The organism is Zoogloea sp., assembly GCF_044344315.1.
Lineage (GTDB): Bacteria > Pseudomonadota > Gammaproteobacteria > Burkholderiales > Rhodocyclaceae > Zoogloea.
This window is the reverse complement of sequence record NZ_JBIJDC010000004.1, coordinates 60,431-85,601: the sequence shown is the minus strand read 5'-3', so window position 1 is coordinate 85,601 and position 25,171 is coordinate 60,431. Positions and strand designations below refer to the sequence as shown.

22 protein-coding genes and 1 pseudogene are annotated in these 25,171 nt (G+C 68.4%); 12 read left to right on the top strand and 11 right to left on the bottom strand.

The features are described from left to right. From gidA to ACIQ09_RS01920, 4 genes and pseudogenes are all read left to right on the top strand, one after another. Positions 1-732: pseudogene (gene gidA / locus ACIQ09_RS01935) on the top strand (tRNA uridine-5-carboxymethylaminomethyl(34) synthesis enzyme MnmG); the annotation flags it as partial. Then, positions 729-1,364 carry a 16S rRNA (guanine(527)-N(7))-methyltransferase RsmG gene (gene rsmG / locus ACIQ09_RS01930; protein WP_398305284.1) on the top strand — a complete coding sequence of 212 codons (636 nt, stop codon included), beginning with the start codon at positions 729-731 and terminating at the stop codon, positions 1,362-1,364. The pseudogene gidA and the gene rsmG, both read left to right, overlap by 4 nt. A gap of 2 nt (positions 1,365-1,366) precedes the next feature. Next, positions 1,367-2,137 (top strand): ParA family protein, encoded by a 771-nt coding sequence (locus ACIQ09_RS01925; RefSeq protein ID WP_398305281.1) that lies wholly within the window; start codon positions 1,367-1,369, stop codon positions 2,135-2,137. Positions 2,138-2,145: 8 nt separating this feature from the next. Further along, on the top strand, positions 2,146-3,018 hold the full coding sequence (locus ACIQ09_RS01920) for a ParB/RepB/Spo0J family partition protein (RefSeq protein WP_398305278.1): 873 nt from the start codon (positions 2,146-2,148) through the stop codon (positions 3,016-3,018). A 526-nt stretch (positions 3,019-3,544) separates the two neighbouring features. Here ACIQ09_RS01920 and ACIQ09_RS01915 read toward each other — a convergent pair. Both ACIQ09_RS01915 and ACIQ09_RS01910 read right to left on the bottom strand, forming a co-directional pair. Continuing rightward, a complete protein-coding gene (locus ACIQ09_RS01915; RefSeq protein WP_398305275.1) occupies positions 3,545-3,751 on the bottom strand; it encodes a hypothetical protein in 207 nt (68 codons plus the stop codon). A gap of 79 nt (positions 3,752-3,830) precedes the next feature. Next, a complete protein-coding gene (locus ACIQ09_RS01910; protein ID WP_398305272.1) occupies positions 3,831-4,487 on the bottom strand; it encodes a Crp/Fnr family transcriptional regulator in 657 nt (218 codons plus the stop codon). A 56-nt stretch (positions 4,488-4,543) separates the two neighbouring features. Between ACIQ09_RS01910 and ACIQ09_RS01905 the strand changes: the two genes are divergently transcribed. From ACIQ09_RS01905 to ACIQ09_RS01895, 3 genes are all read left to right on the top strand, one after another. Beyond that, the gene (locus ACIQ09_RS01905) at positions 4,544-6,562 is read left to right on the top strand and encodes a CHASE2 domain-containing protein (protein WP_398305269.1); all 2,019 of its coding nucleotides are present in this window, start codon (positions 4,544-4,546) and stop codon (positions 6,560-6,562) included. A 120-nt stretch (positions 6,563-6,682) separates the two neighbouring features. After that, the gene (locus tag ACIQ09_RS01900; protein WP_398305267.1) at positions 6,683-10,108 is read left to right on the top strand and encodes a FecR domain-containing protein; all 3,426 of its coding nucleotides are present in this window, start codon (positions 6,683-6,685) and stop codon (positions 10,106-10,108) included. Between the two features lie 50 nt (positions 10,109-10,158). Further along, positions 10,159-10,548, top strand: coding sequence for a hypothetical protein (locus ACIQ09_RS01895; protein ID WP_398305265.1), 390 nt, complete (start codon positions 10,159-10,161; stop codon positions 10,546-10,548). Positions 10,549-10,625: 77 nt separating this feature from the next. Here the strand turns inward: ACIQ09_RS01895 and ACIQ09_RS01890 are convergent, their stop codons facing one another. The 7 genes from ACIQ09_RS01890 to ACIQ09_RS01860 form a co-directional block, all read right to left on the bottom strand. Beyond that, positions 10,626-10,820, bottom strand: coding sequence for a hypothetical protein (locus ACIQ09_RS01890; RefSeq protein WP_398305262.1), 195 nt, complete (start codon positions 10,818-10,820; stop codon positions 10,626-10,628). Between the two features lie 352 nt (positions 10,821-11,172). Next, positions 11,173-12,213 (bottom strand): septal ring lytic transglycosylase RlpA family protein, encoded by a 1,041-nt coding sequence (locus ACIQ09_RS01885; RefSeq protein WP_398305260.1) that lies wholly within the window; start codon positions 12,211-12,213, stop codon positions 11,173-11,175. Between the two features lie 104 nt (positions 12,214-12,317). Beyond that, positions 12,318-13,457, bottom strand: a complete 1,140-nt coding sequence (rodA, locus tag ACIQ09_RS01880) for a rod shape-determining protein RodA (protein ID WP_398305257.1) — start codon at positions 13,455-13,457, stop codon at positions 12,318-12,320. After that, entirely contained in the window at positions 13,454-15,355 is a 1,902-nt protein-coding gene (gene mrdA, locus ACIQ09_RS01875) for a penicillin-binding protein 2 (RefSeq protein WP_398305254.1), read from the bottom strand. The genes rodA and mrdA overlap by 4 nt, the downstream gene beginning before the upstream one ends. 6 nt (positions 15,356-15,361) lie before the next feature. Next, positions 15,362-15,883 carry a rod shape-determining protein MreD gene (gene mreD / locus ACIQ09_RS01870; protein ID WP_398305251.1) on the bottom strand — a complete coding sequence of 174 codons (522 nt, stop codon included), beginning with the start codon at positions 15,881-15,883 and terminating at the stop codon, positions 15,362-15,364. A gap of 3 nt (positions 15,884-15,886) precedes the next feature. Beyond that, entirely contained in the window at positions 15,887-16,798 is a 912-nt protein-coding gene (gene mreC, locus ACIQ09_RS01865; RefSeq protein ID WP_398305248.1) for a rod shape-determining protein MreC, read from the bottom strand. 115 nt (positions 16,799-16,913) lie between these two features. Next, positions 16,914-17,957 carry a rod shape-determining protein gene (locus ACIQ09_RS01860; RefSeq protein ID WP_296407110.1) on the bottom strand — a complete coding sequence of 348 codons (1,044 nt, stop codon included), beginning with the start codon at positions 17,955-17,957 and terminating at the stop codon, positions 16,914-16,916. A gap of 108 nt (positions 17,958-18,065) precedes the next feature. Here ACIQ09_RS01860 and gatC point away from each other — a divergent pair, with 108 nt between their 5' ends. The 4 genes from gatC (at position 18,066) to gatB (ending at position 21,886) form a co-directional block, all read left to right on the top strand. Then, positions 18,066-18,353 (top strand): Asp-tRNA(Asn)/Glu-tRNA(Gln) amidotransferase subunit GatC, encoded by a 288-nt coding sequence (gene gatC, locus ACIQ09_RS01855; RefSeq protein ID WP_398305240.1) that lies wholly within the window; start codon positions 18,066-18,068, stop codon positions 18,351-18,353. Positions 18,354-18,416: 63 nt separating this feature from the next. Then, entirely contained in the window at positions 18,417-19,871 is a 1,455-nt protein-coding gene (gene gatA / locus ACIQ09_RS01850) for an Asp-tRNA(Asn)/Glu-tRNA(Gln) amidotransferase subunit GatA (RefSeq protein ID WP_398305237.1), read from the top strand. An 11-nt stretch (positions 19,872-19,882) separates the two neighbouring features. Then, on the top strand, positions 19,883-20,401 hold the full coding sequence (locus tag ACIQ09_RS01845) for a hypothetical protein (protein WP_398305234.1): 519 nt from the start codon (positions 19,883-19,885) through the stop codon (positions 20,399-20,401). 24 nt (positions 20,402-20,425) lie between these two features. Beyond that, positions 20,426-21,886: an Asp-tRNA(Asn)/Glu-tRNA(Gln) amidotransferase subunit GatB gene (gene gatB / locus ACIQ09_RS01840; RefSeq protein WP_398305231.1), complete on the top strand. Its 1,461-nt coding sequence runs from the start codon at positions 20,426-20,428 to the stop codon at positions 21,884-21,886. Between the two features lie 323 nt (positions 21,887-22,209). On the opposite strand, the gene ACIQ09_RS01835 is transcribed toward gatB, so the two are convergent. Both ACIQ09_RS01835 and ACIQ09_RS01830 read right to left on the bottom strand, forming a co-directional pair. Then, positions 22,210-22,995 carry a hypothetical protein gene (locus ACIQ09_RS01835; RefSeq protein ID WP_398305228.1) on the bottom strand — a complete coding sequence of 262 codons (786 nt, stop codon included), beginning with the start codon at positions 22,993-22,995 and terminating at the stop codon, positions 22,210-22,212. Between the two features lie 96 nt (positions 22,996-23,091). Continuing rightward, the gene (locus ACIQ09_RS01830; protein ID WP_398305225.1) at positions 23,092-23,988 is read right to left on the bottom strand and encodes a LysR substrate-binding domain-containing protein; all 897 of its coding nucleotides are present in this window, start codon (positions 23,986-23,988) and stop codon (positions 23,092-23,094) included. Positions 23,989-24,143: 155 nt separating this feature from the next. On the opposite strand from ACIQ09_RS01830, the gene ACIQ09_RS01825 reads away from it, so the two are divergent. Then, positions 24,144-25,160, top strand: a complete 1,017-nt coding sequence (locus ACIQ09_RS01825) for a zinc-binding alcohol dehydrogenase family protein (protein WP_398305222.1) — start codon at positions 24,144-24,146, stop codon at positions 25,158-25,160. Positions 25,161-25,171: the final 11 nt, after the last annotated feature.

Below are 25,171 nucleotides of genomic sequence, written 5' to 3'. Positions count from 1 at the left end.
GCCGCCCTGCAGGTGAAGGGGCAAGACCCCTGGTGCCCGCGCCGCGACGAAGCCTACCTGGGCGTGCTGGTGGACGACCTGATCACCCGCGGCGTCACCGAGCCCTACCGCATGTTCACCTCCCGCGCCGAGTTCCGCCTGAGCCTGCGCGAGGACAACGCCGACCTACGCCTCACCGAAACCGGCCGCAAGCTGGGCCTGGTGGACGACGTGCGCTGGGCCGCCTTCTGCACCAAGCGCGAGGCCATCGAGCGCGAAACCGCCCGCCTGCGCGCCACCTGGGCCACCCCGGCCAAGGTGCCGGCCGAGGCCGCCGAGGCCGTGCTCGGCAAGGCCATCGAACGGGAATACGCCTTCTTCGAGCTGCTGCGCCGCCCCGACGTGCGCTACGCCGACCTGATGACCCTGCCCGGCGCCCCCGAAGGCCCCGTGACCGACCCCCAGGTGGTCGAACAGCTGGAGATCGCCGCCAAGTACCAGGGCTACATCGACCGCCAGCTCGACGAAGTGGCCCGCCAGGCCGACGCCGAAGCCACCCGCCTGCCCACCGACCTCGACTACACCAGCGTGCGCGGCCTGTCCCGGGAAGTGCAGGGCCGCCTCAACCAGCACCGGCCCGAAACCATCGGCCAGGCCAGCCGCATCCAGGGCATCACCCCGGCGGCCATCAGCCTGCTGCTGGTGTGGCTCAAACGCAGCGAACTGGCCCGCGGCCGGGAGAAGTCGGCATGAGCGCCATCGCGACCCTCGAACAGGGCATCGCCGCCCTTGGCCTGGACCTGCCCGCCGACACCGCAGAGCGCCTGCTCGCCTTCGGCCACCTGCTGATCAAGTGGAACAAGGTGTACAACCTCACCGCCATCCGCGACGAAGGGCAGATGCTCACCCATCACCTGCTCGACTCCCTGTCGGTGCTGCCGCAGCTGGCCGGCATCCAGCGGCTGGTGGACGTGGGTTCCGGCGGCGGCCTGCCCGGCATCGTGCTGGCCCTGTGCCGCCCCGACCTGCAGGTGGATTCGGTCGAGACGGTGCAAAAGAAGGCCACCTTCCAGAACCAGGCGAAGATCGAGCTCAAGCTGCCCAACTTCCGCGCCCACCACGCCCGCATTGAAGCCTGGCAGCCCGCCTACGCGCCGGAAGCCCCCGACGGCATCATCTCCCGCGCCTTCGCCGACCTGGCCGACTTCGTGAACCTCACTGCCCACCTGGCCGGACCGCAGACCCGCATCCTGGCCATGAAGGGTGTTTACCCGGCCGACGAAATCGCCCGCATTCCGGCCGGCTTCCAGCTTGAGCACAGCGTTCCCCTCGCCGTGCCCGGGCTCGACGCCGAACGCCACCTCCTCACCGTGAAACGGACCTGAACATGGCCCGCATTTTCTGCATCGCCAACCAGAAGGGCGGCGTCGGCAAGACGACCACCTGTGTCAATCTCGCCGCCGGCCTCGCCGCCTCCGGCCAGCGCGTGCTGCTGATCGACCTGGACCCGCAGGGCAACGCCACCATGGGCAGCGGCATCGACAAGCGCGCCCTGAGCAAGTCCGTGTACCACCTGCTGGTCGGCCTGTGCACCGTCGCCGAGGCGCGGGTCCGCTCGGAAAGCGGCAACTACGACCTCATCCCCGCCAACCGCGACCTGGCCGGCGCTGAAGTCGAACTGGTCGGCCTCGACCGGCGCGAAAACCGCCTGCGCGACGCCCTCGCCCTGCACCAGTCCGAATACGACTTCATCCTCATCGACTGCCCGCCGTCCCTGTCCCTGCTCACCCTCAACGGCCTGTGCGTCGCCCACGGGGTCATCATCCCCATGCAGTGCGAGTACTACGCCCTGGAAGGCCTGTCCGATCTGGTCAATTCCATCAAGAAGGTGCACGCCAACCTCAACCGCGACCTGTCCATCATCGGCCTGCTGCGGGTCATGTTCGACCCCCGCGTCACGCTCCAGCAACAGGTCTCCGCCCAGCTTGAAGCCCACTTCGGCGACAAGGTGTTCAAGGCCATCGTGCCGCGCAACGTGCGCCTGGCCGAAGCCCCCAGCCACGGCATCCCCGGCGTGGTCTTCGACCGCAGCGCCAAGGGCGCCCAGGCCTACCTGGCCTTCGCCAAAGAAATGATCGAACGGGTCAAGACCCTCTGAACCCCACCATGGCACCTCCCAAACTCAAAGGCCTCGGCCGCGGCCTCGACGCCCTCCTCGCCGCCAACAACGACGGCGACAAGACCGAAGGCGAACTGCAGACCTTGCCCGCCGCCGAGCTGCAGCCCGGCAAGTACCAGCCACGCACCCGCATGGACCCGGGCTCCCTGGAAGAGCTGGCCGCCTCGATCAAATCCCAGGGGGTCATGCAGCCCATCCTGGTGCGCCCCATCGGCGCCCTCTTCGACGCCAAGCGATACGAGATCATCGCCGGCGAACGCCGCTGGCGCGCCGCCCAGCTGGCCGGCCTGGGCAGCGTGCCCTGCCTGGTGCGCGAGATCCCGGACGAGGCCGCCCTGGCCATGTCCCTGATCGAGAACATCCAGCGCGAAGACCTCAACCCCCTCGAAGAAGCCGGCGGCATCCAGCGCCTCATCGACGAGTTCGGCATGACCCACCAGCAGGCCGCCGACGCTGTCGGGCGCTCCCGCCCGGCCGCCTCCAACCTGCTGCGCCTGCTCCAGCTCGCCCCCCAGGTGCAGGAGCTGCTGATGGCCGGCGACATCGACATGGGCCACGCCCGCGCCCTGCTGCCCCTTGACGGCGCCTCCCAGGTCGGCCTCGCCAACCTCATCGCCGCCCGCGGCCTGTCGGTACGCGAAGCCGAACGCCTGGTACACCAGGCCCTCAACCCGAAATCCAAACAGCTCGCCCCGGCCCCCGACCGGGACATCCTGCGCCTCGAAGAAGAAATCGCCGACCGCCTCGGCGCCACGGTGAAGATCAAGGCCAACAACAAGGGCGTCGGCGCCGTCACCATCCAGTTCGGCAGCCTCGACCAACTCGACGGCCTGCTCGACCGCCTCAACCTGAAGTCCTGACCCGGCAGCACGCAGCCCCGCCGGGGATTTGCAAGCGCTACTCCCAGGGCGGCGCCCCGTAAGGACGACTCGCACGGGCAACTCGCACGGGCAACTCGCAGGAGCGACTTGTAGGGGCGACTTCAGTCGCCCATCCGCAGGTAATACCAAGTGCCGTTCGTTGATCGAAGTCCGCGGGAGACTGAAGTCGCCCCTACCGGAGAGGGCCCACCACGCTTTTGATCGACGGTTTTCCAGCGTCATTCGACCCTGGCATGTTCAGCGAGCGGCCCAGTTGGGCGACGCGTAACCCGCAAAGCGGGGGCTGACCTTACTGCTCTTCTTCCGTCCGGCTACGCAGGAGGCGTTGCGCTTCCTGGCGTTTGGCGCCCTGGGATTTTTCGTGGGGGCCGGCCTTGCGCTGCAGGGCGGGCACAACCAGGGGGTTGCGGGGCCCTTTCCCTTTGGGCGCAGCTTTTCCGGGCCCCTGATCGGGGCCACGGAAAATCATCTTCTGACGGGTTCCAAGGCTGCGGTTGGCCATGGATCAGGGGTGGGCTGCGGCGGCGTGGGCCAGCTCGGCACGGCTGGCGTCCTCAGTGATGCCGGACACCTCGGCGAAGCACCCGTCCAGAGGGCACTGGCGCCCGGGCGGGCAGTCATGTTCATGGGCGCACTGGCCCTGGGTCTGGTCGGTGAGGACCATCTCGCGAACGGCTTCGCAACGGCTGATGGGTGTATCGATGAAGCTCATGATGTGTCTCCCTTGGTTTATTTCAGTGTAGTCAAGGGATGGGAAATTACCTTGTTGCCAGAAAGGTTTTTACATCGACTTACCAGTGCGAGGGGAGCTTCTTGCGCAGGATGATGCGCTGGGGCTCGATCTCCACGTAACCGCCCGAGACCATGTCGCGCAGGATGCGATTCACCATCTCCCGGGACGCACCCACCATGTTGGCCAGATCCTGCTGGGTGAGACGGCGATCGATGATGCCCACCCCGTCCTCCTCCACCGCCAGGGAATCGAAGATGCGCGAGATCCGCCCGAAGACATCCACCAGCGCCAGGGAGCGCACGCTCTCGGTCAGGGTCAGGGTGCGGATGCGCCCCACCAGGTTGCGCACCACGATCTGCATGCACGCCGGATGGGCCTCGATGAGGGCCAGGAAGGCAACCCGGGGAATCTGCAGGACTTCGCTGCGGGTCAGAGCGATCACCGAGGCGGAGCGGGGCGCATCGTCGAGCAGGGCCAGTTCGCCGAAATAATCGCCCGGATCGAGCAGCGACAGGGTCACCTCGCGGCCGACATTGTCGGTGAGGAAGACCTTGAGCGACCCGCTCTGCACCACAAACAGACTGCTGCCATCGTCGCCCTCATTGACGACAATGGTGTTGGGCGCAAAACTGCGAATGCGCGAACGCCCCTTCAGCACCTCGGCCTGCTCATCGCTGAGGCCGTCGAACAGATCCACCCGATCCAGATACTTCACAGCCAGCTTCCCTCTCCGATGACAGCGCGCCCCCGCCTCCAGCCCTGAGACCGCCCTTGCAACGCCTCGACAAAACCTTCTTCGGACTCGTGCTGGCCTCGCTGCTGACGATGGCCGCCGTCCTGCTTTCTCCTGCCCGGGACATGGAGCACGGCATCGGGCTGGAATTGCTGTATGCCCTGCGGGGAACGCGCCAGCCACCGCAGGAAGTGGTGATTATAACCCTCGATTCCCGCTCGGCCCGGGCCCTGGGCCAGTCCGAACGCCCCGAACGCTGGCCGCGCCACCTGCATGCCCGGCTGGTCAATGGGCTGACGGACCGGGGCGCCCGGGTGATCGGCTTCGATGTGCTGTTCGAACGCGCCCGCGAGCCGGACGGCGACCAGGCCCTGGCCGCCGCCCTCCACCGGGCCGGCAACGTGGTGCTCATGGAGGGCCTGTCCCGGGAGGCGGTGACCCACCCCGACGGCGAAATCATCGCCCACGTGGACCACCTCACCCGCCCCCTGCCCCTGCTGCAGGACGCGGCCTGGGCCAGCGGGCCCTTCATCATGCCCAAGACGCCCGAGGGGGTCTTCGAGTTCTGGGGCTTCATCCCCAGCATCGGCGACCACCCCTCCCTGCCCATGCTGATGGCCCAGCTGATGACCGCCGGCACACCGGCCGCCATCTCCCCCTCGCCCGACATCCGCCTGCACGCCCTCAACCTCTACGGCCCCCTCGGCAGCATCCGCACCCTGTCCTACGTCGAGGCTCTCGATCGGGTCGCCGACCCCGTCAGCGGCGACGCTGCCTTCCGCGGCAAGGCGGTGTTGATCGGCTTCTCCGAATTCAACCAGTCGCGCCAGGGCGACATCTTCCGCACCCCCTACAGCACCCCGGACGGCCTCGACATCAGCGGGGTGGAGCTGTGCGCCACCGCCCTCTCCAACCTCCTCGACGGCTCCGCCCTGCTGCGCCCCCAGGGCGCCCCCCTGCTCGCCGCCCTGCTCGCCTGGAGCGCCCTCCTCGGTGGCCTGTGGCGCTTTGCCGGCACGTCCCGGGCCCTGGCCCTCAGCGCCGGCCTCAGCCTGGCCTGGATCGGCCTTGCCGGGTGGAGCTTTGCCTGGCAACAGGTGTGGCTGCCGGTGATCCTGCCCGGCCTGATCGCCCCCGTCGTCGCCACCGCCTTCGGCCTGCTCAGCCACGGCCGGGCCGCCCGCCAGCGCCAGCGCGACCTTGAAAAAGCCCTCGAACTGGGCCTCAGCCGCAAGGGCAGCGAGAAGCTCGCGGCCCTGCTGCGCGGCCACGAAGGCGGGCGCAGCGTGCACGGGGTGTGCCTGTGCAGCGACATCGAGGCTTACACCAGCCTCTCCGAAACCCTCAGCCCGGCCGCCACCACCGAAGCCCTCAACCGCTACTTCGCCCGCTTCCTGCCCGTGATTGAAGCCCATGGCGGGCACGTGATGGACATCGTCGGCGACTCTGCCATGTGCCTGTGGCTGGCCGACGACACCGCCGACAACTCCGCCGCCGACGCCTGCCACCAGGCCTGCGCCGCCGCCCTGGCCCTGCACCACCTGATGAACGAAGCCCCGGCCGGTGACCCCACCGCGCTGCCCACCCGCTTCGGCCTCCATTACGGCCCGGTCTTTCTCGGCGAAGTCGGCGCCGACGCCCGGCGGGAGCTGCGCATCGTGGGCGACATCGTCAACACCAGCAGCCGCATCCAGGGCGCCAACAAAGCCCTCGGCACACGCATCCTGGCCTCCGACGCGGTGCTTGCCCAGCAACCGGCCGCCCCCGCCCACGCCCGGCACCTGGGCCGCTTCGTGCTGGCCGGCAAACGCAGCCCCATCGACCTCCACGACCTCACCCCCGCCCCCCTGCCCGCCGACGCCCGCCAGGCCTTCGACACCGCCCGCCAGGCCTACGCCGAAGACGCCCTCGACCTGGCCCGCCTGCACCTGCGCATCGCCCTCGCCGCCAGCCCCGGCGACGGCCCCGCACGCTTCTACGTGGAACGCTGCGAAACCCGCCTCGCCGGTGAGCCCCTCCCCGACGCCGACGGCTGCGTCGTCCTTACCCACAAGTAGCCGATCAAGGACAACTGCAAACTGCACCTGCAATGCTGCAAGTCACATCCTTTTGCAGTTAATATTCCTAGCGAATTCGGCAATTCGCCACACCCCCTCTTTCGATCCGGTACGCCCGCAATGCAGCCCCTCGCCCGACTGCCGCAGACATTCCCCCTGCGACCGCTCAGCCTAGGCCTGAGCCTCGCCTTCTCCGCCCTGTCCGCCCTCTCTCTCGAAGCCCTTGCCTGCGAACCGCCCAGCGGGCACCTCGCCGCCACCGAAGGGCGCATCGAAGTGCGTGCCGCCGGCAGCGAGCAATGGCACACCGCCACCCCGCGCCAGGCCCTGTGCCCCGGCGACCAGGTGGCCGTGCGCGGCCCCGGCCGGGCCGCCGTGGTGCTGGCCCAGGACGTACTGGTGCGCCTCGACCAGAACACCACCCTGACCCTGCCCGCCTCGCCCGCCACCGGCGAGCTCAAGCTGCCCCGCGGCGTGGTCCATGTCATCAGCCGCTTCAACAAGCGCTTCGGCATCATCACCCCCTTCGTCAACGCCTTCGTCGACGGCACCGAATTCACCGTCAGCAGCGATGACACCCTCTCCCGGGTGGTGGTGGCAGAAGGCAAGGTGCGCACCGGCAACGCCGCCGGCGAACAGCGCATCGAAGCCGGCCAGGCCGTCGAAGCCCGCGCCGGAGGCGCCCCCGCCGGCATCACCATGCGCCCCCTCGACGCCGTGGCCTGGGCCATCCATTACCCGCAGGTACAGCACCTCCGCCCGGCGGAGCTGGCCACCTACCCCAACGCCACCCGCCAGGCCGTGGCCGCCGCCCAGGCCGATCTGGCCGCCGGCCGCGCCCGCGACGCCCTCGACCGCCTCGCTACCCTGGCCGACGTGGACAGCACCCCCGCCCTGGCCGCCTTCAAGGCCGGCGTGCTGCTGGGCCTGGGCCGCGCCGACGAGGCCGATACCCTGCTGGCCCGCTTTGCCCCGGGCACCCACCCGGCCCTCGACGCCACCGCCGCCGTGATCCAGGTGGCCCGCAACAACCCCGCCGCCCTCGACGCCGCCCGCCAGAACGTCGAGCGCAGCCCCGATTCCCCGGCCGCCCAGCTCGCCTACAGCTACGCGCTGCAGGCCGCCCGCCAGCTCCCCGCCGCCCTCGAAGCCGCTCGCCGGGCCACCGCCCTGGGCCCCGACGACGCCCTCGCCCACGCCCGCCAGGCCGAGCTGGAACTCAGCCTGGGCCGCACCGAAGCCGGCGGCGACAGCGCCCGGCGCGCCCTGGCCCTGGCCCCCGACACGCCCCGGGCCGCCGCCCTGGCCGCTTTTGCCCGCCTGCTGGTGGGCGATACGGCCGCCGCGGTCACCGACTTCCAGGCCACCCTGGCCCGCAACGACGCCGACCCCCTGGCCCACTTCGGCCTCGGCCTGGCCCTGATGCGCCAGGGGCACACCGCCGACGGCCGCCGCGAGGTGGAGATCGCCGCCCTCCTCGACCCGTCCAACGCCGAGCTGCGCAGCTACCTGGGCCGCGCCTACATGGAAGAAGCCCGCAGCAAGGTGGCCGGCGACCAGTTCGACCTGGCCCGCCGCCTCGACCCGGCCTCGCCCACCCCCTGGTATTTCGATGCCTTCCGCCAGCTGCGCGAGGGCGAGCCCCTGGCCGCCCTGTACAACGGCGAAGAAGCCCTGGCCCGCAACGCCAACCGCTCGGTGCTGCGCTCCGGCACCCTGCTCGACCAGGACAGGGCCGCCCGCAGCGCCAGCCTGGGCGCCGCCTATCAGCAGGTGGGCCTGACCGCCCCGGCCCAGGGCGCCGCCATGAACGCCATCGAGGACGACCCGGCCAGCCCCGCCGCCCACCGCCTGCTGGCCGACGCCTACGCCGACATGCCGCGCTTCGAGGGCGCCCGCCTGTCCGAGCTGCTCCAGGCCAACCTGCGCCAGCCCATCGGCCAGTGGCCCCAGGCCCCCCAGTTCGTGATGCCGCCGCTGCCCCTGTTCGACGGCCCGCGGGCCGTGTCGCCCGACGAGGCCACCGCCTTCTTCGAGCGCAAGCCCACCCGCTTTGCCGCCACCCTGGGCGGCGGCAGCCACAGCGCCCTGGCCGCCAGCGCCCTGCTGTCCCATGCCTGGGAGCAAGGCCAGATCTCCTTCGGCAGCTTTGACTACCGCTACGCCGGCCTCAAGCCCGCCGGCGCCGACACCCACCTGGCCGGCAGCCGCCTGGACGCCCGCTTCCAGCTCGCCCCCGGCACCACCCTGCTGGCCGAAGCCCGCCACACCGAGCGCAGCGCCAGCACCGCCTACCGCCCCCTGTTCGACAGCCAGGCCACCAACCTGCTGCAGCGCAACCTCAACGACCTGGGCCGCATCGCCCTGCGCCACGAGCTGGGCAACGGCGACGAGATCCTCGTCGAAGCCAACACCCAGCGCTTCCGCATCCTGCAGCAGGATTTCTTCCGCTACAGCTCACCCCTGTTCGGCCTGGAGCTGGACATCAACAGCGAGTCCAATTCAGGAATCCGCACCCGCGGCCTGTCGGCCCTGTACACCCGCCAGCGCGACAACTACGCCCTGAGCGCCGGTGCCACCATCGCTCGCCAGTCCGGCAACCAGAACCTCAACGTGGCCACCGCCCTGAGCATGGACCCGAGCCTGGTGCTGGACGTGACCCGGCTGCCCACCGTGCCCCTCAAGACCGACCGGGACACCGCCTTCGGCTATGCCCAGTGGCGTGTGCTGCCCAGCCTGACCCTGCACGGTGGTGCCGACTACGTGCGCTTCAAGGACATGGATCTGCCCCACGCCGAACGCATCAACGGCAAGCTCGGCGCGGTGCTCCGCCCCGCTGGCGGCACCACCCTGCGCGCCGCCGTCTTCCAGGGCGTGTCAGGCTCCCGCTACGACGCCGAAAACCTGGCCCCCACCCAGTTTGCCGGCTTCAACCAGGTCTTCGACGAGATCGCCGGCACCCGCTGGCGCCGCGCCGCGGTGGCCGTGGACCAGCGCCTGGGCGCAGGCCTGAGTGGTGGGCTGGAGGCCTCCTGGCGCTGGCTTGACGTGCCCACGGCCGATCCGCTGACGGGCAGATATCACCTGGCCGACTGGAAGGAGACCCTGCACCGGGCCCACCTGGCCCTGCCCCTGGGCCGCCACGCCCTGCTCAGCGCCGAATGGCGCCACGAGACCATCCGCTACGACGCCGGTGACAGCCTGCTGCGGGACACCCCCTGGAAGGTGGCCACCGACCAGCTGCCCCTGCGCCTGTGGCTCAAGACCGGCCCCGTGGACACCCTGCTGGAGCACTGGGTGGTGCGCCAACGGGCCAGCCAGATCGCCGGCGACGGCAGCGCCGCCGACGCCCGCTCCACCTTCACGGTGAGCAACCTGCGCCTGTCCCTGCCCGTGCTGCCCCAGCGCCTCAGCACCAGCCTGGGGGTGTACAACCTCTTCGACCGGGACTTCCGCTTCCACAACACCGACCTCAACGGCGCCCCCCGGGTGGCCCTGTTCTACCCCCGGCGCACCCTGATGCTGCAGGCCCAGCTGCGCTTCTGAAACCCGCCTTCAAACCTGATTACCCCTCACGCTCCGGAGCACACTCACCCATGAAATTCCGCCTGACCACCCTGCTGGCCCTCGGCCTCCTGGCCGGCAGCGCCCTGCCCGCCCAGGCCGCCGGCGGCCTCGCCCCCCTGGGGCGCGGCCTCATCGCCCCCGCCGACATCACCGGGGGCATCCTGTTCGGCAAGAACGGCGAGGTAATCCCCCTCGACGCCCAGGGCAAGCCCCAGTCCCCCTGCATCATGTCCAAGGCGGTCGATGGCAAGGCCAAAGCCAGCAAGCTGCCCGAATGCCCCAGCAGCCCGGAGGCCGGGCAGGGCCAGGGCAACGGCCCGAAGCCCAAGGGCGGCGTGCCCTGCGAGGGCTACTACATCATCTGGGTCAACAACCGGCCCGTGGTGGTCTGGTACCCCTCCGGCTGCACCCCGCCGTAAGCCGCACGGGCGGTCAGAGGCGACAAAAACAAAGGGAGCCCGGCGGGCTCCCTTTGTTGTGGTGGGCTGGGCTCAGGTCAGCGCGGGCGGCACTGCGAGGCCGGCCGGCCTTCGCCACAGGCGCTGCGCACATGGGCCCACATCACCTGCAGCAGATCGATCTCGTCAGGGATGGCGTCCAGATCGGCCGCGGAGCAAGCCGCATCCCGACAGGCCGCCTCGGTACACAGGGGGCAGGGGTTGGCGCAGCGGGGGAAAGTAGCGGTGGCCATGATGAGGACTCCCGGTGAGGTCGGGCCGCGGAAAAACGCCCAAGTGAGCGCTCCGTTCAACCCGTAAGGACGCTAGTCTAGGCAAAGCCACACCGGGCCGAAGCCCCGGAAGGCACTCAGGAAGTGTGACAAAGGTCACGCCCTCCGGCGGGGCTTAGCCGGCCCCTGGCCGGATGCCCCGGCGGGTGAAGCGCGATGCCCATTCGGGATGCCCCGACGGTGGCGGGTTGGACGGTAGGGGCGACTTCAGTCGCCCGCGGGCGTTGATCGGGGGCATGCCTGTGATCGGCGTGCGGTGGGCGACTGAAGTCGCCCCTCAGTCGCCCCCGCAAGGGAGCGTCAGACGCCCCGTTCAGTCGCGGCCCTTGAGCTCGGGCCGCAGCTTGAGGGTGGTGGCAATGCGTTCGGCAATGGCCCGGGCCTCGGGGGCCGACGGGAAGGGGCCCAGCTGCAGTCGGTACTTGCCCTCGGCGGCCAGCACCGACACCGATGACTTGAGCCACTTGAGTTCGTGTTCGACAAAACCCTTGAAATGCTCGGCATTGACGGCGTTGGCGAAGGCCCCCAGCTGCAGGAAGACCGGCTCGCCAGCGCGGGCGGGGGCGGCCACCGCGAGGGGAACCGGCGCAGCGGGTGCCGGGGTGGCCTGGACCACGGCCGGCGCCTCGACGACCCGGGGTGCCTCGGCCGGTGCGGGCGGCTGCGGCGCGGCCACTGCCGCCAGCGTGGGGGCTGCCGGGCGGGCCGGCGCGGCGGCCAGCTGCACCGACGGTGCCGGCCCGCGATGGCGGATCGGCGGCACACGGCGGTTGGGCTGCACCATGGCCACGCCCTCGGGCAGCATCAGCGCCACCTCGACGTTGGCATGACCATTGTCGGCATAGCCCAGCTTGTAGGCTGCGGCGTAGGAGAGATCGATGATCCGCCCGGGGTGAAAGGGGCCGCGGTCGTTGATGCGTACCACTGCCGAACGCCCGTTGGCCAGGTTGGTGACGCGCACGTAGCTGGGGATGGGCAGGCTGGGGTGGGCCGCCGTCATGGCGTACATGTCGAAGCTGTCGCCGCTGGAGGTCTTCTTGCCGTGGAAGGGCTTGCCGTACCAGCTGGCCACGCCCTTCTGGCGGAAGGAGCTGCCGCTGTTGCCGAGGGCCACGCCCTGCCCCAGGGCATAGTCGCCCTTTTCGAAGCGGGGCGCCTCCAGTACGGCGGGGGTCTCGTCGGCGTTGTCGTCGGGGCCGTCGTAGCGGAAGGCGCCGCCAAAGACCTGCCGGGGCGAGCCCGATTTGAGGCTGGCCTGGAAGACTGTTTCAGCGGGGCTCTGGGCGTCGGCGGCCTCGGCCGCCATGGCGCAGGTCGCGGAAATGCAGCCCGCCATCACGAGGATGCGGGACAAGACACGACACGGGGTGGCAAGCCGGAAACCGGCTCGCGGGTGTTTCGCTACAGGGTGCATGACGCTCTTTCCTGTTCGGGCGCGCGCGTCAGGCGCGCGCAGGTTCAGGTGCCTACCCGGCGCCGATGTCGTTGAATGCTCATGAGCATGCCGACACCCAGACACAGGGTAACGAGTGCAGTGCCACCGTAACTGACGAAGGGTAACGGGACCCCGACAACGGGGAGAATTCCGCTCACCATGCCCATGTTCACCAACGCGTAAGTGAAGAAGATCAGCGTCAGGGCGCCGGCAAGCAAGCGCGAGAACAGGGTCGGGGCACCAGCGGCAATAAAAAGGCCGCGGAAAATCAATAGGATATAAATTACCACAAGAATGAGGGCGCCGACCAGCCCGAATTCTTCGGTGAGCACGGCAAAGATGAAGTCGGTATGCCGTTCGGGCAGGAAATCCAGGTGGGTCTGGGTGCCGTTGCCCCAGCCCTTGCCGACGACGCCGCCGGAGCCGATGGCGATGGTGGACTGGATGATGTGGAAGCCCTTGCCGAGGGGGTCGGAGGTGGGATCGAGCAGGGTACACACCCGGTGTTTCTGGTATTCCCGCAGGCCGGGCCAGTCCACGCCGGGCTGGCAGATGGTGTCGCCCATGGCCACGATGGAGGCGACCCCGACGATGCCGACCACCGCCACCGGCAGGATCAGCCGCCAGGTGAGGCCGGCAAAGAAGAGCACGAAAAAGCCCGAGGCCGTCACCAGGATCGCCGTGCCCAGGTCGGGCTGCTTGGCGATGAGCCCCACCGGCAGCAGCAGCAGGCTGATGGCGATCAGGAAGTCGCGGCCGCGGATCATGCCCTCGCGGCTCTGGAAGTACCAGGCCAGGGTCAGGGGCATGGCGATCTTCATGAGCTCGGAGGGCTGGATGCGGGTGACGCCGATGTTGAGCCAGCGCCGGGCGCCTTTGGAGACATCACCGAACAGGGCCACGGCAATGAGCAGCAGGATGCCCAGGGCGTAGAGCGGCAGGGCAATGCTCATCAGGCGTGGGGGCGGCGTGCGCGCCGCCAGCCACATGGCCAGGAAGGCCACCGCGGTGTTGATGGCCAGGGTGCCGAGACGCTCCGGTGAGGCGCTGACCATGATCACCGCCGAGTAGGCGGTGAGGGCCAGGATGAGCAGCATCAGGGGGCCGTCGAGGGGCGAGAGCAGGAAGCTCAGCCACTTGCGGGGGTCGAGACGCGGGTTCATTCGGCGGCCTCGGCAGACTCTTCGGCGGCCGGGTCTTCGGGGGCGATGCCCGCCGGGACCTTGCCGAGCAGGTAGTAGTCGAGGGCCTGGCGGGCGATGGGCGCCGCCGACTGGGCGCCGAAACCGCCGTTCTCGACGAGCACGGCCAGGGCGATCTTCGGTTTGTCGGCCGGGGCGAAGGCGATGAACCAGGAGTGGTCGCGCAGACGCTCGGCCACCCGGCCCTCCACGTACTTGCCGCCCTTGAGGGAATACACCTGGGCCGTGCCGGTCTTGCCCCCCACTTCGTACGGCGCGCCGGCAAAGGCACGGGCGCCGGTACCGGCTTTGTTCACGCCGACCATGGCGCGCTTGATGAGGTCGATGTGGGCCTGCTTGAGGGGGATGGTGCGCAGGGGTTCGGGCTCGATGGTGCGCTTCTCGCCAGTCTTGGCATCGACGATATGGCGGGCGATGTGGGGCCGGAAGAGCACCCCGTTGTTGACCACGGCGGCCAGCCCCTGGGCCATCTGTAGCGGGGTGTAGGCGTTGTAGCCCTGACCGATGCCCACCGAGATGGTCTCGCCGCCATACCACTTCTGCTGCTCGGGCTTCTTGAAGCGCTTTTTCTTCCACTCGGGCGAGGGCAGCACGCCCTCGGCCTCGCCGGGCAGGTCGATACCGGAGCGCTGGCCAAAGCCGAGGGGGCGCATGAAGCCGGCAATGGCCTCGATGCCCATATCGTTGGCGAGCACGTAGTAGTAGGTGTTGCAGGAGACGACGATGGATTTGTACAGATCGACACTGCCATGCCCGCCGACCTTGTCGTCCATGAAGCGGTGCCCGCCGAAGTTGAAGTAGCCCGGATCGGCGAGGGTCTGGTTGGGGGTCCGCTTGCCGGTGGTGAGGGCGCCGAGGGCCATGAAGGGCTTGAAGGTGGAGCCCGGCGGGTAGGCGCTGTAGATGGCCCGGTTGAGCAGGGGCTTGTCCTGGTCGGTATTGAGCTGATCCCAGTCCTGGGGGGCGATGCCGTCGACGAACAGGTTGGGGTCGAAGGTGGGGGTGGAGGCCATGGCCAGCACGCCGCCCGTGGAGGGTTCGATGGCCACCAGGGCGCCACGCCGGTTGCCGAAGGCCTTTTCGACGATCTCCTGGAGCTTGAGGTCGAGGGTCAGGACCACGTTGTTGCCCGGGATGGCCGGAGTGCGGCGCAGCAGGCGCACGGCGCGGCCGCCGGAGTCCACCTCCACCTCTTCGAAGCCGGTGATGCCGTGGAGATCCCGCTCGTAGCTTTTTTCGAGGCCGGATTTGCCGATGTGGTCGGTGCCCCGGTAGTTGGCAGAATCCTCGCTCTCCTCGATGCGTTCGAGGTCGCGATCGTTGATGCGGCCGATGTAGCCGATGACATGGGAGGCGAAACTGCCCATGGGGTAGTCGCGGAACAGGCGGGCCTTCAGCTCGACTCCCGGAAAGCGGTAGCGCTGGGCGATGAAGCGGGCCACCTCTTCATCCGACAGGCGGTTACGCAGGGGCAGGGATTCGAAGCTCTTGGATTCGTCCATGAGCTTCTTGAGGCGTTTGCGGTCCTTGGGCTGGATGTCCACCAGCCTGGACAGCTCCTCGATGGTGGCGTCCAGGTCGACCACCTTGGAGGGGGTGATCTCCAGGGTGTAGGCCGAGTAGTTGCGCGCCAGCACGGTGCCGTTGCGGTCGGTGATCAGGCCGCGGTTGGGGACGATGGGCACCAGGGAGATGCGGTTGTCCTCGGCGCGGGTGGAGTAGTAGTCGTAACGCACCACCTGCAGATAGAAGAAGCGCGCCACCAGCAGGCCAAAACCAATCAGGGCGACGATGCCTGCCACGGCCAGGCGGCCACGGAAACGCGCGAGTTCCTGCTCGGGGGTGCGGATGGCGGCCATGAAGGGTCAGATGGGCCGGTTGTCGTCCCGGTCCATGGGCTGGTACTGGGGCAGCAGCAGCACATAGTGCAGGGGAATCCACAATACGGCGGCAACGAAGCTGCCGAAGAACATCCACCAGCCGGGAAACTCGGCGCCGGCCAGCAGGCGCACGATGACCATCACCACCTGGGACAGGAAGAGCAGGGGCAGCACGTGCAGGGCCTGCTCCACCGGGGTGAACCACAGCACCCGGCGCGACAGCTCGTTGGCCGCGTAGGCCACCAGCACGTAGGCGAAGGCATGCTGACCGAGGGCCGCCCCCACCCCGATGTCGGTCAGCAGCCCGAACACGAAGCCCGCGCCGATGCCGATCTTGAGGGGTTCGCGGACGCACCAGAAGGCCAGCACCAGGGCCACGAAATCGGGCACGGCGGGCAGATGGCCGGTGGGGATGTAGTTGAGGAACAGGGCGGTGAAGAGGGTGGTGTAAACAAACCACATCTTCACCGGCAGCAGGATGCGACGGGAGCGGTTGGTGGGTTGCACGGCTTACTCCTTGGCGGGCCGGGCCTTGCGGCCCTTGAGCTTGCTCACCACCGGCTCGACCTCGGGTGGCCGCGCGGGCAGGCTCTCCCGGTGGCCGAGGACGAGCACATGGGTAAAGCGCTCGACGCCGGCGGCGGGCAGGCAGGGAATGCGCGCAAAGGTCTGGGCCTGGTCGCGCTCGACCCGGGCCACGGTAGCCACCGGCAGGCCGGCCAGGAAGACCCCGTCGAGGCCCGAGGTCACCACCTTGTCGCCGGGCTGGACGTCGGCGTTGGCGGCCAGGTAGCGCAGCTCCATCAGGCCGTCGCCCGAGCCGAACAGCACGGCCCTGAGCCCGCTGCGCACCACCATCACCGGGATGGCTTGGTCCTTGTCGGTGAGCAGGGTCAGCTCGGACTGCATGGGAAAGACGCGGGTGATCTGGCCGACCACGCCGGCATCGTCCACCACCGCCTGCCCGGCCTCGATGCCGGCCTGGGCACCCTTGTCGAGGATGACCTTGCGCGAGAACGGGTCTTTGGCGGTGTACATGATCTCGGCCACCGTGGACTTCACCGGTTGGCGCTCGCGGGCCTCGAGGAGACTGCGCAGGTGGCGGTTCTCCTGTTCGAGCTGTTCCAGGCGCAGCAAACGCTCGCCGCCCTGCAGCTGCTTGCGCTTGAGCTCTTTGTTTTCGATCTGCAGGCGTACCAGGGAGGCGAAGTAGTCGGACGCGTTGCGCACGAAATCGGCCGGGGTGGCCGCCGCCATCTGCAGGGGATAGGCCAGCACCGACAGGCCCTGGCGGAAGGCGTCCAGGTAGCGCAGCTTGAGGTCGCTGACCAGCAGGGCCAGGGACAGCACCAGGAAGAACACGAGCTTGGCCAGCGGCGCGGGCCCGCGTTTGAAGAAGGGGGGAGGAGAATGGCCGACCATGGGACGGATCGCTCAGGTCGATCGGCAAACGGCGGCGCCCGGGGCTTGCCCGGGGTGCCGGCTCCGGCAGGAGAACACGGGGTTCACCGCCGAAGCCCTGGCCGCCAGGCCGACTTTATTCGCTGGTGAAGATGGAACCGAGCTGGTCCATCTTCTCGAGAGCCATGCCGGAACCACGCACCACGCAGGTCAGCGGGTCATCGGCGACAATCACGGGGAGACCGGTTTCTTCCATCAGCAGGCGATCGAGGTCGCGCAGCAGGGCGCCACCGCCGGTCAGCACCATGCCGCGTTCGGCGATGTCGGCGCCGAGTTCGGGCGGGGTCTGCTCCAGGCCGATCTTGACCGCGGAGACGATCTGGTTGAGGGGCTCGGTGAGGGCTTCGAGGATCTCGTTGGAGGAGATGGTGAAGGCGCGGGGGATGCCCTCGGCCAGGTTGCGGCCCTTGACTTCCATCTCCTTGACTTCGGAGCCGGGGAAGGCCGAACCGATTTCCTTCTTGATGGATTCGGCAGTGGTTTCGCCGATGAGCATGCCGTAGTTGCGGCGGATGTAATTGACGATGGCCTCGTCGAACTTGTCGCCGCCGACGCGGATGGAGCCGGCGTACACCATGCCGCCCAGGGAGATCACGCCCACTTCGGTGGTGCCGCCGCCGATATCCACCACCATTGAGCCCGTCGCGTCGGCCACCGGCATGCCGGCGCCGATGGCCGCGGCCATGGGTTCTTCAATGAGATAGACGTTGCTGGCGCCGGCGCCGAGAGCCGATTCACGGATGGCGCGACGCTCGACCTGGGTGGAGCCGCAGGGCACGCAGATGATGATGCGCGGGCTGGGCGAAAACAGGCGGGTGTCGTGGACCTTCTTGATGAACTGCTTGAGCATCTGCTCGGTCACGGTGAAGTCGGCGATCACGCCGTCCTTCATCGGCCGGATGGCCGTGATGTTGCCCGGCGTCTTGCCCAGCATCTGCTTGGCCGACATACCCACGGACAGAATGGTTTTCTTGGCATTTGGCCCGCCTTCGGTACGGATCGCCACCACGGAAGGTTCGTCGAGGACGATGCCCTTGCCGCGAACATAGATCAGGGTGTTGGCGGTGCCGAGGTCGATGGCGAGATCGTTCGAAAAATAGGAGCGCAGAGAACCAAACATCGGAGAAAAATCCCGGAAAAACCGTTAGGAAGGGTTGGGAATTGGGGCAACAGAATCGCTTATGATAACCTACAAACCTTTGTCGTTTAAGCAACTTTGTAAATTACCATGTCCCTGTCCCTCGACGAAGTCCGCCATATTGCCAAGCTTGCCCGCCTCGAACTCGCCGAGGGCGATCTGGACGCGACCCAGGCCAAACTGAACGGTATTTTCGGTCTCATCGAGGAGATGCAGGCGGTGAATACCGACGGGGTCGAGCCCATGAGCCACCCCCAGGATCTGGCCCAGCGCCTGCGTGAAGACCGTGTCGCCGAAAGTGACCGCCGCGCCGCCTACCAGTCCGTCGCACCGCAGACCGAAGCCGGGTTGTACCTGGTGCCCAAGGTCATCGAATAAGCCCCGCCTCCCCAATCTGGCCAGCCGCTCCGGCGGCACCCCTTACGAATAGCCCCACGCACCATGATCGACTCCAGCCTCAAGGACATCGCCGCGGCCCTCCGCGACAGGAAAGTCTCCGCCGTCGAACTCGCCACCGAGAGCCTGGCCCGCATCGACGCCGGCAACCCGAAGATCAACGCCTTCGTCACCGTTGACCGGGACGGCGCCCTCGCCGCTGCCCGCGCCGCCGACGAACGCCTGGCCGCCGGCCAGGGCGGCCCGCTCACCGGCATTCCCCTGGCCCACAAGGACGTGTTCTGCACCGAAGGCGTGCTGACCACCTGCGGCTCGAAGATGCTCGCCAACTTCGTCAGCCCCTACGACGCCCACGTGGTGAGCCTGCTCAAGGCCGCCGGCACGGTGATGGTCGGCAAGGCCAACATGGACGAGTTCGCCATGGGCTCGTCCAACGAGAACTCCCACTTCGGCCCCACCCGCAACCCCTGGAACACCAGCAGGGTGCCCGGCGGCTCCTCCGGCGGCTCTGCCGCGGCGGTGGCGGCACGCATGGTGCCCATTGCTACCGGCACCGACACCGGCGGCTCGATCCGCCAGCCGGCCGCCCTGTGCGGCATCACCGGCATCAAGCCCACCTACGGCCGGGTGTCCCGCTACGGCATGATCGCCTATGCCTCGTCCCTCGATCAGGGCGGCGCCTTCGGCCGCTCGGCCGAAGACTGCGCCGTGCTGCTGTCGGCCATGGCCGGCCACGACCCGCGCGACTCCACCAGCCTGGAACAGGGCCCCGAGGATTTCGCCCGTGATCTGGCCAAGCCCCTCGCCGGCCTGCGCATCGGCCTGCCAAAGGAGTTCTTCGCCGAGGGCATGTCGGACGACGTGCGCGCCGCGGTGGAGGCCGCCATCGCCGAATACCGCAAGCTCGGCGCCACCACCGTCGAGGTGAGCCTGCCCAACGCCCGCCTGGCCATCCCCGCCTACTACGTGATCGCCCCGGCCGAGGCCAGCTCCAACCTGTCCCGCTTCGATGGCGTGCGCTACGGCCACCGGGCCGCCGAGTACGGCGACCTCAACGACATGTACTGCAAGAGCCGCGCCCAGGGTTTTGGCGGCGAGGTGAAGCGGCGCATCCTGGTGGGCACCTATGTGCTGTCCCACGGCTACTACGACGCCTACTACATCAAGGCCCAGAAGCTGCGCCGCCTGATTGCCAACGACTTCGCCGCTGCCTTTACCCAGTGCGACGTGATCGCCGGCCCAGTGAGCCCCACCGTGGCCTTCGGCATCGGCGAGAAGAGCGACGACCCGGTGCAGATGTACCTGTCGGACATCTACACCATCGCCGTCAACCTGGCTGGCCTGCCCGCCCTGTCCCACCCCGCCGGTTTCGGCGCCGGCACGCTGCCGGTGGGCCTGCAGCTGATCGGCAACTACTTCGGCGAAGCGCAGCTGCTGGGCACCGCCCACCAGTTCCAGCAGGCCACCGACTGGCACCTGCGGGCGCCGGCCGGCTTCTGAGACGCCACCCGATGATGCCCCTGCGTTCCGCAGCCCGCCTCGGTGCCGGCCTGGCCGTGGCCCTGCTGGCCGGGTGTGCCACGGTGGATCAGGTCGTGCACCGCCCCGACAGCGCCCCCGCCGCCCGCAGCCAGGAGCCCTCGGCACCGGTGGCACGCCCGAGCGGCAAGCTCAAGCCCATGCCCCTGCGCACCTTCACGGTGAAGACCGACTGCCGCTTCAAGGACGAAGCCGGCAACTTCGGCAAGGCCAGCGTGGACGTACATGACTCCAAGGTGCGTACCTTCAACGTGGAACTGACCATGCCGAAGCGGGGTAGCTGCCGCTACGATCTGGCCCAGTTCCGCCAGACCCAGGCCCTGCCGTCCATCGAACTCACCGGCGCCCGCGACTGTAAGGTGCGCATGTGGGAGCAAGGCGAGCAGATCACCGTGGCCTTCGCCGGTTGCCATCACCTGTGTTCCCCCTCCAGCGCCCACGATTACGTGTGGCCGCTGCTGATCGACAAGCCTACGGGCCAGTGCGACTAAGCGACTAATTTAGAGAGCCTCCTCATGAGCAGAACCGACTGGGAAGTCGTCATCGGGCTGGAAGTGCATACCCAGCTCAACACGCAGTCCAAGATCTTTTCCGGTGCCAGCATCGCCTTCGGCGCGGAACCCAACGCCCAGGCCTGCGCCGTGGACATCGCCCTGCCCGGCGTGCTGCCGGTGCTCAACAAGGGCGCGGTGGAACGGGCCATCCGCTTCGGCCTGGCGGTGGGCGCCACCATCGCCCCGAAGAGCATCTTCGCCCGCAAGAACTACTTCTACCCCGACCTCCCCAAGGGCTACCAGATCAGCCAGTACGAGCTGCCCGTGGTGGTGGGCGGCCAGATCCATCTGCTGGTGCCCGACGGCAAGGGCGGCGCCTATGAAAAGACGGTCAACCTGACCCGCGCCCACCTGGAGGAAGACGCCGGCAAGAGCCTGCATGAAGACTTCCACGGCATGACCGGCATCGACCTCAACCGGGCCGGCACGCCGCTGCTCGAGATCGTCTCCGAGCCCGAGATGCGCTCCTCCGCCGAGGCCGTGGCCTACGCCAAGGCCCTGCACGCCCTGGTGCGCTGGATCGACATCTGCGACGGCAACATGCAGGAAGGCTCCTTCCGCTGCGACGCCAACGTGTCGGTACGCCCCCGCGGCCAGGCCGAGTTCGGCACCCGCCGGGAGATCAAGAACCTCAACAGCTTCCGCTTCCTGCAGCAGGCCATCGACTTTGAGGTGCAGTGGCAGATCGACCTGATCGAGGACGGCGGCAAGGTCCAGCAGGCCACCGTGCTGTTCGACCCGGACAGCGGCGAGACCCGCGCCATGCGCAGCAAGGAAGACGCCCACGACTACCGCTACTTCCCCGACCCCGATCTGCTGCCGCTGGTCATCGACAGCGCCTGGATCGAACGGGTGAAGGGCGAGCTGCCCGAGCTGCCCGCCGCCCTGTCGGGCCGCTTCCAGGGCGAGTACGGCCTCTCCGCCTACGACGCCACCACCCTCACCGCCAGCCGCGAAGTGGCCCAGTTCTACCTGGACACCGTCGCCGCCGCCGGCAGCGCCAACGCCAAGACCTGCGCCAACTGGGTGATGGGCGATCTGGCCGCACGCCTCAACAAGGCCGAGCTGGACATCACCGCCAGCCCGGTGAGCGCCACGCAGCTGGCCGGCCTGGTGGCGCGCATTGCCGACAACACCATCTCCAACGCCATCGCCAAGAAGGTGTTCGAGGCACTGTGGAACAAGGAAGGCGACTCCGCCGACGCGATCATCGACGCCCAGGGCCTCAAGCAGGTCACCGACACGGGTGCCATCGAGGCGATCATCGACGAGGTGCTGGCCGCCAACCCGAAGTCGGTCGAGGAGTTCCGCGCCGGCAAGGAAAAAGCCTTCAACGCCCTGGTCGGCCAGTGCATGAAGGCGAGCAAGGGCAAGGCCAACCCGGCCCAGGTGAATGAGCTGCTGAAGAAGAAGCTCGGCTGAATCCGCTGGCGCTGGTGATCAGGGGTCCGGCGTCGAGCTCGCCCTGAAACGGCGAAGACCCAATTCGGATGGGGGGGGTGCGCCCCCCGTCCGAGTCAGCCGACGGGTGAAGGGGAATAGGGTATTCGGAACGCAGTGGTGGTGCCTGAAGAAACCGTAGGGGCGACTTCAGTCGCCCGGGGACTTGGATCAGGGGCTTGCCTGTGATCAACGCGCAGATGGGCGACTGAAGTCGCCCCTACAAGTCGCCCCTACAAGTCGCCACGACAATTGCCCCTGGGAGAGGCGCCGCGCGCCCGTGGTCACCGGCCTCTCCCCAACCCTCACGGAAAGTAAGGCAGCAAGGCCTTCGCCGCGTCGATGCGCAGCTCTGCGTTGGCGCCCGGGTCATTCATCACCGCCAGCAGGAAGCTCTTCGGATCGACAAAGCCGCTGCCCACGGCCAGCCCGGCAGAGGGCGTTGCGCCGGGCCGCGCCGGCGCTTCCATCACCAGCCCCGTCACCGGGCCGCCCGGCGCCGGCACCATCGCCCCGCCCGGCTCCAGCACGCTCAGCACGCGCAGGAAATCCGCCGCACCGATGGACTTGAAGCCCGCCAGAAGCTCGGCCTGACGCTCGGGGCTCGGCGCCATGTCGAGCCAGGTCTCGTCGGCGAACATGCCGCCCATAGCTGGGTCGATGAAAGCCGTCCAGCGGCCATTGCCCGCCTCGCGGCCCGGCGCCAGGGGCACTGAGCGGGCCCCGGCCGAGGGCAGCAGGCTCAGTTGCGCTGCCGGTAGCCCGGCCAGAAAGCGCGCCCTCAGCCCCGCCAGAAAAGCCTCCGCCCGGGCCAGTGGCACCGGGTCGGCCAGGGAGAACCACACCCGGAAACCCGCCCCTCCGGCTACCGACACCGCCGGCACCGGCAGATCCAGCGCGTTCACCACGCCCTCGCACAGGGTCGCCACCGGCGCCCAACCGGCCGCCGGCGCCACGCCGATCACCATCGTCCATACCCGCTCGTCCGGGCTCACCAGGTCAAGCGTAAGACCGGCCTCCGGCAACGGATCGGGCAGATCCTGCCCCGGCCGGCCAAAGAGTCGCTGCAGTTCAGCACTCAGGGAATGCATGACCACCCTCCATTAAAGTCACATCAACGCGGCACCAATCTACAAGCCCCTCGCCTGCTTGCAAAGCCCGCGGGCAGGCACATCCGGGGGTTCTCGCTAGGTCGCACCGGCTCGAAACACCCCATCCAGATACACCAGCAGGGCCTTGATCCGGGCCGGCTGGTAACGCCGGCTCGGGTAGGCCACGTAGAGGGGGCTGGCGTCGTAGATGGCGTCAGGAAAGAGATCCACCAGCGTCCCGGCATCCAGATCACCCTGAACATCGAGTTGCGACTTGTAGGCGATGCCGCGCCCCTCCAGGGCCCATTTGCGGACCAGGGCACCATCGTCGGCGGCCCGGTCACCGCTGACCGTGATCTCCTGCTGCTGCCCGCGGTGGAACAGGCGCCAGCGGTTGAACAGTTCGCCATTGCGATAGAAGCAGATGCAGTTACACCCCGCCAGGGCCTGAAAGGACTCCGGATGGCCATGCTGCTGCACGTAGGCCGGTGCGGCGACGAGGACACGTCGGTTGTCACAGAGCTTGCGCCCGACCAGGTTGGAGTCTTCCGACAGCCCGTACCGCAACACCAGATCGATGGGGTTGCGGTAAAGATCGATGAGACCGTCGGACAGATGCATCACCAGCCGCACCTGGGGATGGCGCTGGCGGAAAGGTTCGAGCAGGCTGTCGAGGCGGTCACGGCCAAGGTCGGACGGCGCGCCCAGATGGATGTCGCCGCTGAGCTGCTCCCGCCCCCGCTTCAGGGCCGCCAGCCCTTCATCGAGGGCCTGGCCGGCCTGGACGCAGTAGGTCAGAAAGTCTTCACCCGCCTGGGTGAGGCGTAGGGAGCGGGTCGAGCGCTCCAGGAGCTGACTCTCCACCCGCTGCTCCAGGCGCTTGAGCGCCGCGCTGGCGGCGGCGGCACTGAGACCCAGGGCACGACCGGCTGCGCTGATATTGCCCAGTTCGGCCACACGGATGAAGAGCTGGACGTCGGGAAAATGAATCATTTTCAAAATCTGCTTGGCAGTCAGTCAAATACTAGACCCATTATCAAACATAAAACGAACCCCCAGACTACACGCCTCCCTTCATTCTTCGGAGCAGCCATGTCTTCCCGTCTTTTCCAGCCCTGTGCACGCGGTATCACCCAGGAGATCTGCGCATGAAAGCCGTTGGCTACCAGACCGCCGGTTCCATCGACCGGCCCGACGCCCTGCTCGACATCGAGCTGCCCCGCCCCGTACCCACCGGCCGTGACCTGCTGGTGGAGGTACAGGCCATTGCCGTGAATCCGGTGGACACCAAGGTGCGCCGCAGCACGACACCACCACCGGGCGAATACAAGGTGCTGGGCTACGACGCCGTGGGCATCGTGCGGGAGGTGGGGCCCGAGGTGCGCCTGTTTCAGCCGGGGGATGCGGTGTGGTACGCCGGCGCCATCGACCGCAGTGGCAGCAATGCCGAGTTCCAGCGGGTGGATGAACGCATCGTCGGACACAGGCCGGTCAGCCTGCCCGCCGCCGAGGCAGCGGCCCTGCCGCTCACCGGCATCACCGCCTGGGAGCTGCTGTTCGACCGCCTGCAGGTGCCCCTGGCCGGTCAGGGGCGCCCCGCCAGCCTGCTCATCGTCGGCGCGGCCGGCGGCGTCGGATCGGTGCTGATCCAGCTGGCCCGCCAGCGCACCGGGCTGACGGTGATCGGTACCGCCTCCCGGCCGGAGAGCCGGGCCTGGGTGGCAGAGCTGGGTGCCCATCACGTCATCGACCACCGCCAGCCTCTCGCCGCCCAGATCGCCGCCCTGGACGCTCCGCCGGTGGACTACGTGATCAGCCTGACCCACACGGACACCTATTTCACCCAGTTGGTGGAGGTGCTTGCCCCCCAGGGCAAGCTGGCCCTGATTGATGACCCGGAGCCCATCGACGTGCGCCTGCTCAAGCGCAAGAGCCTGAGCCTGCACTGGGAGCTGATGTTCACCCGCTCCCTGTTCCAGACCGCCGACATGGAGGCCCAGCATCATTTGCTCAATGCCCTGGCCGGGCTGGTGGACGCCGGGGTGGTGCGCAGCACGGTGCAGGCCCGGCTGGGGCCGATCTGCGCCGACAATTTGAAGAAGGCCCATGCCCTGCTGGAAAGCGGCGGCGCCGTCGGCAAGATCGTGCTGGAGGGCTTCCGGTAAGGGCCGCGGCG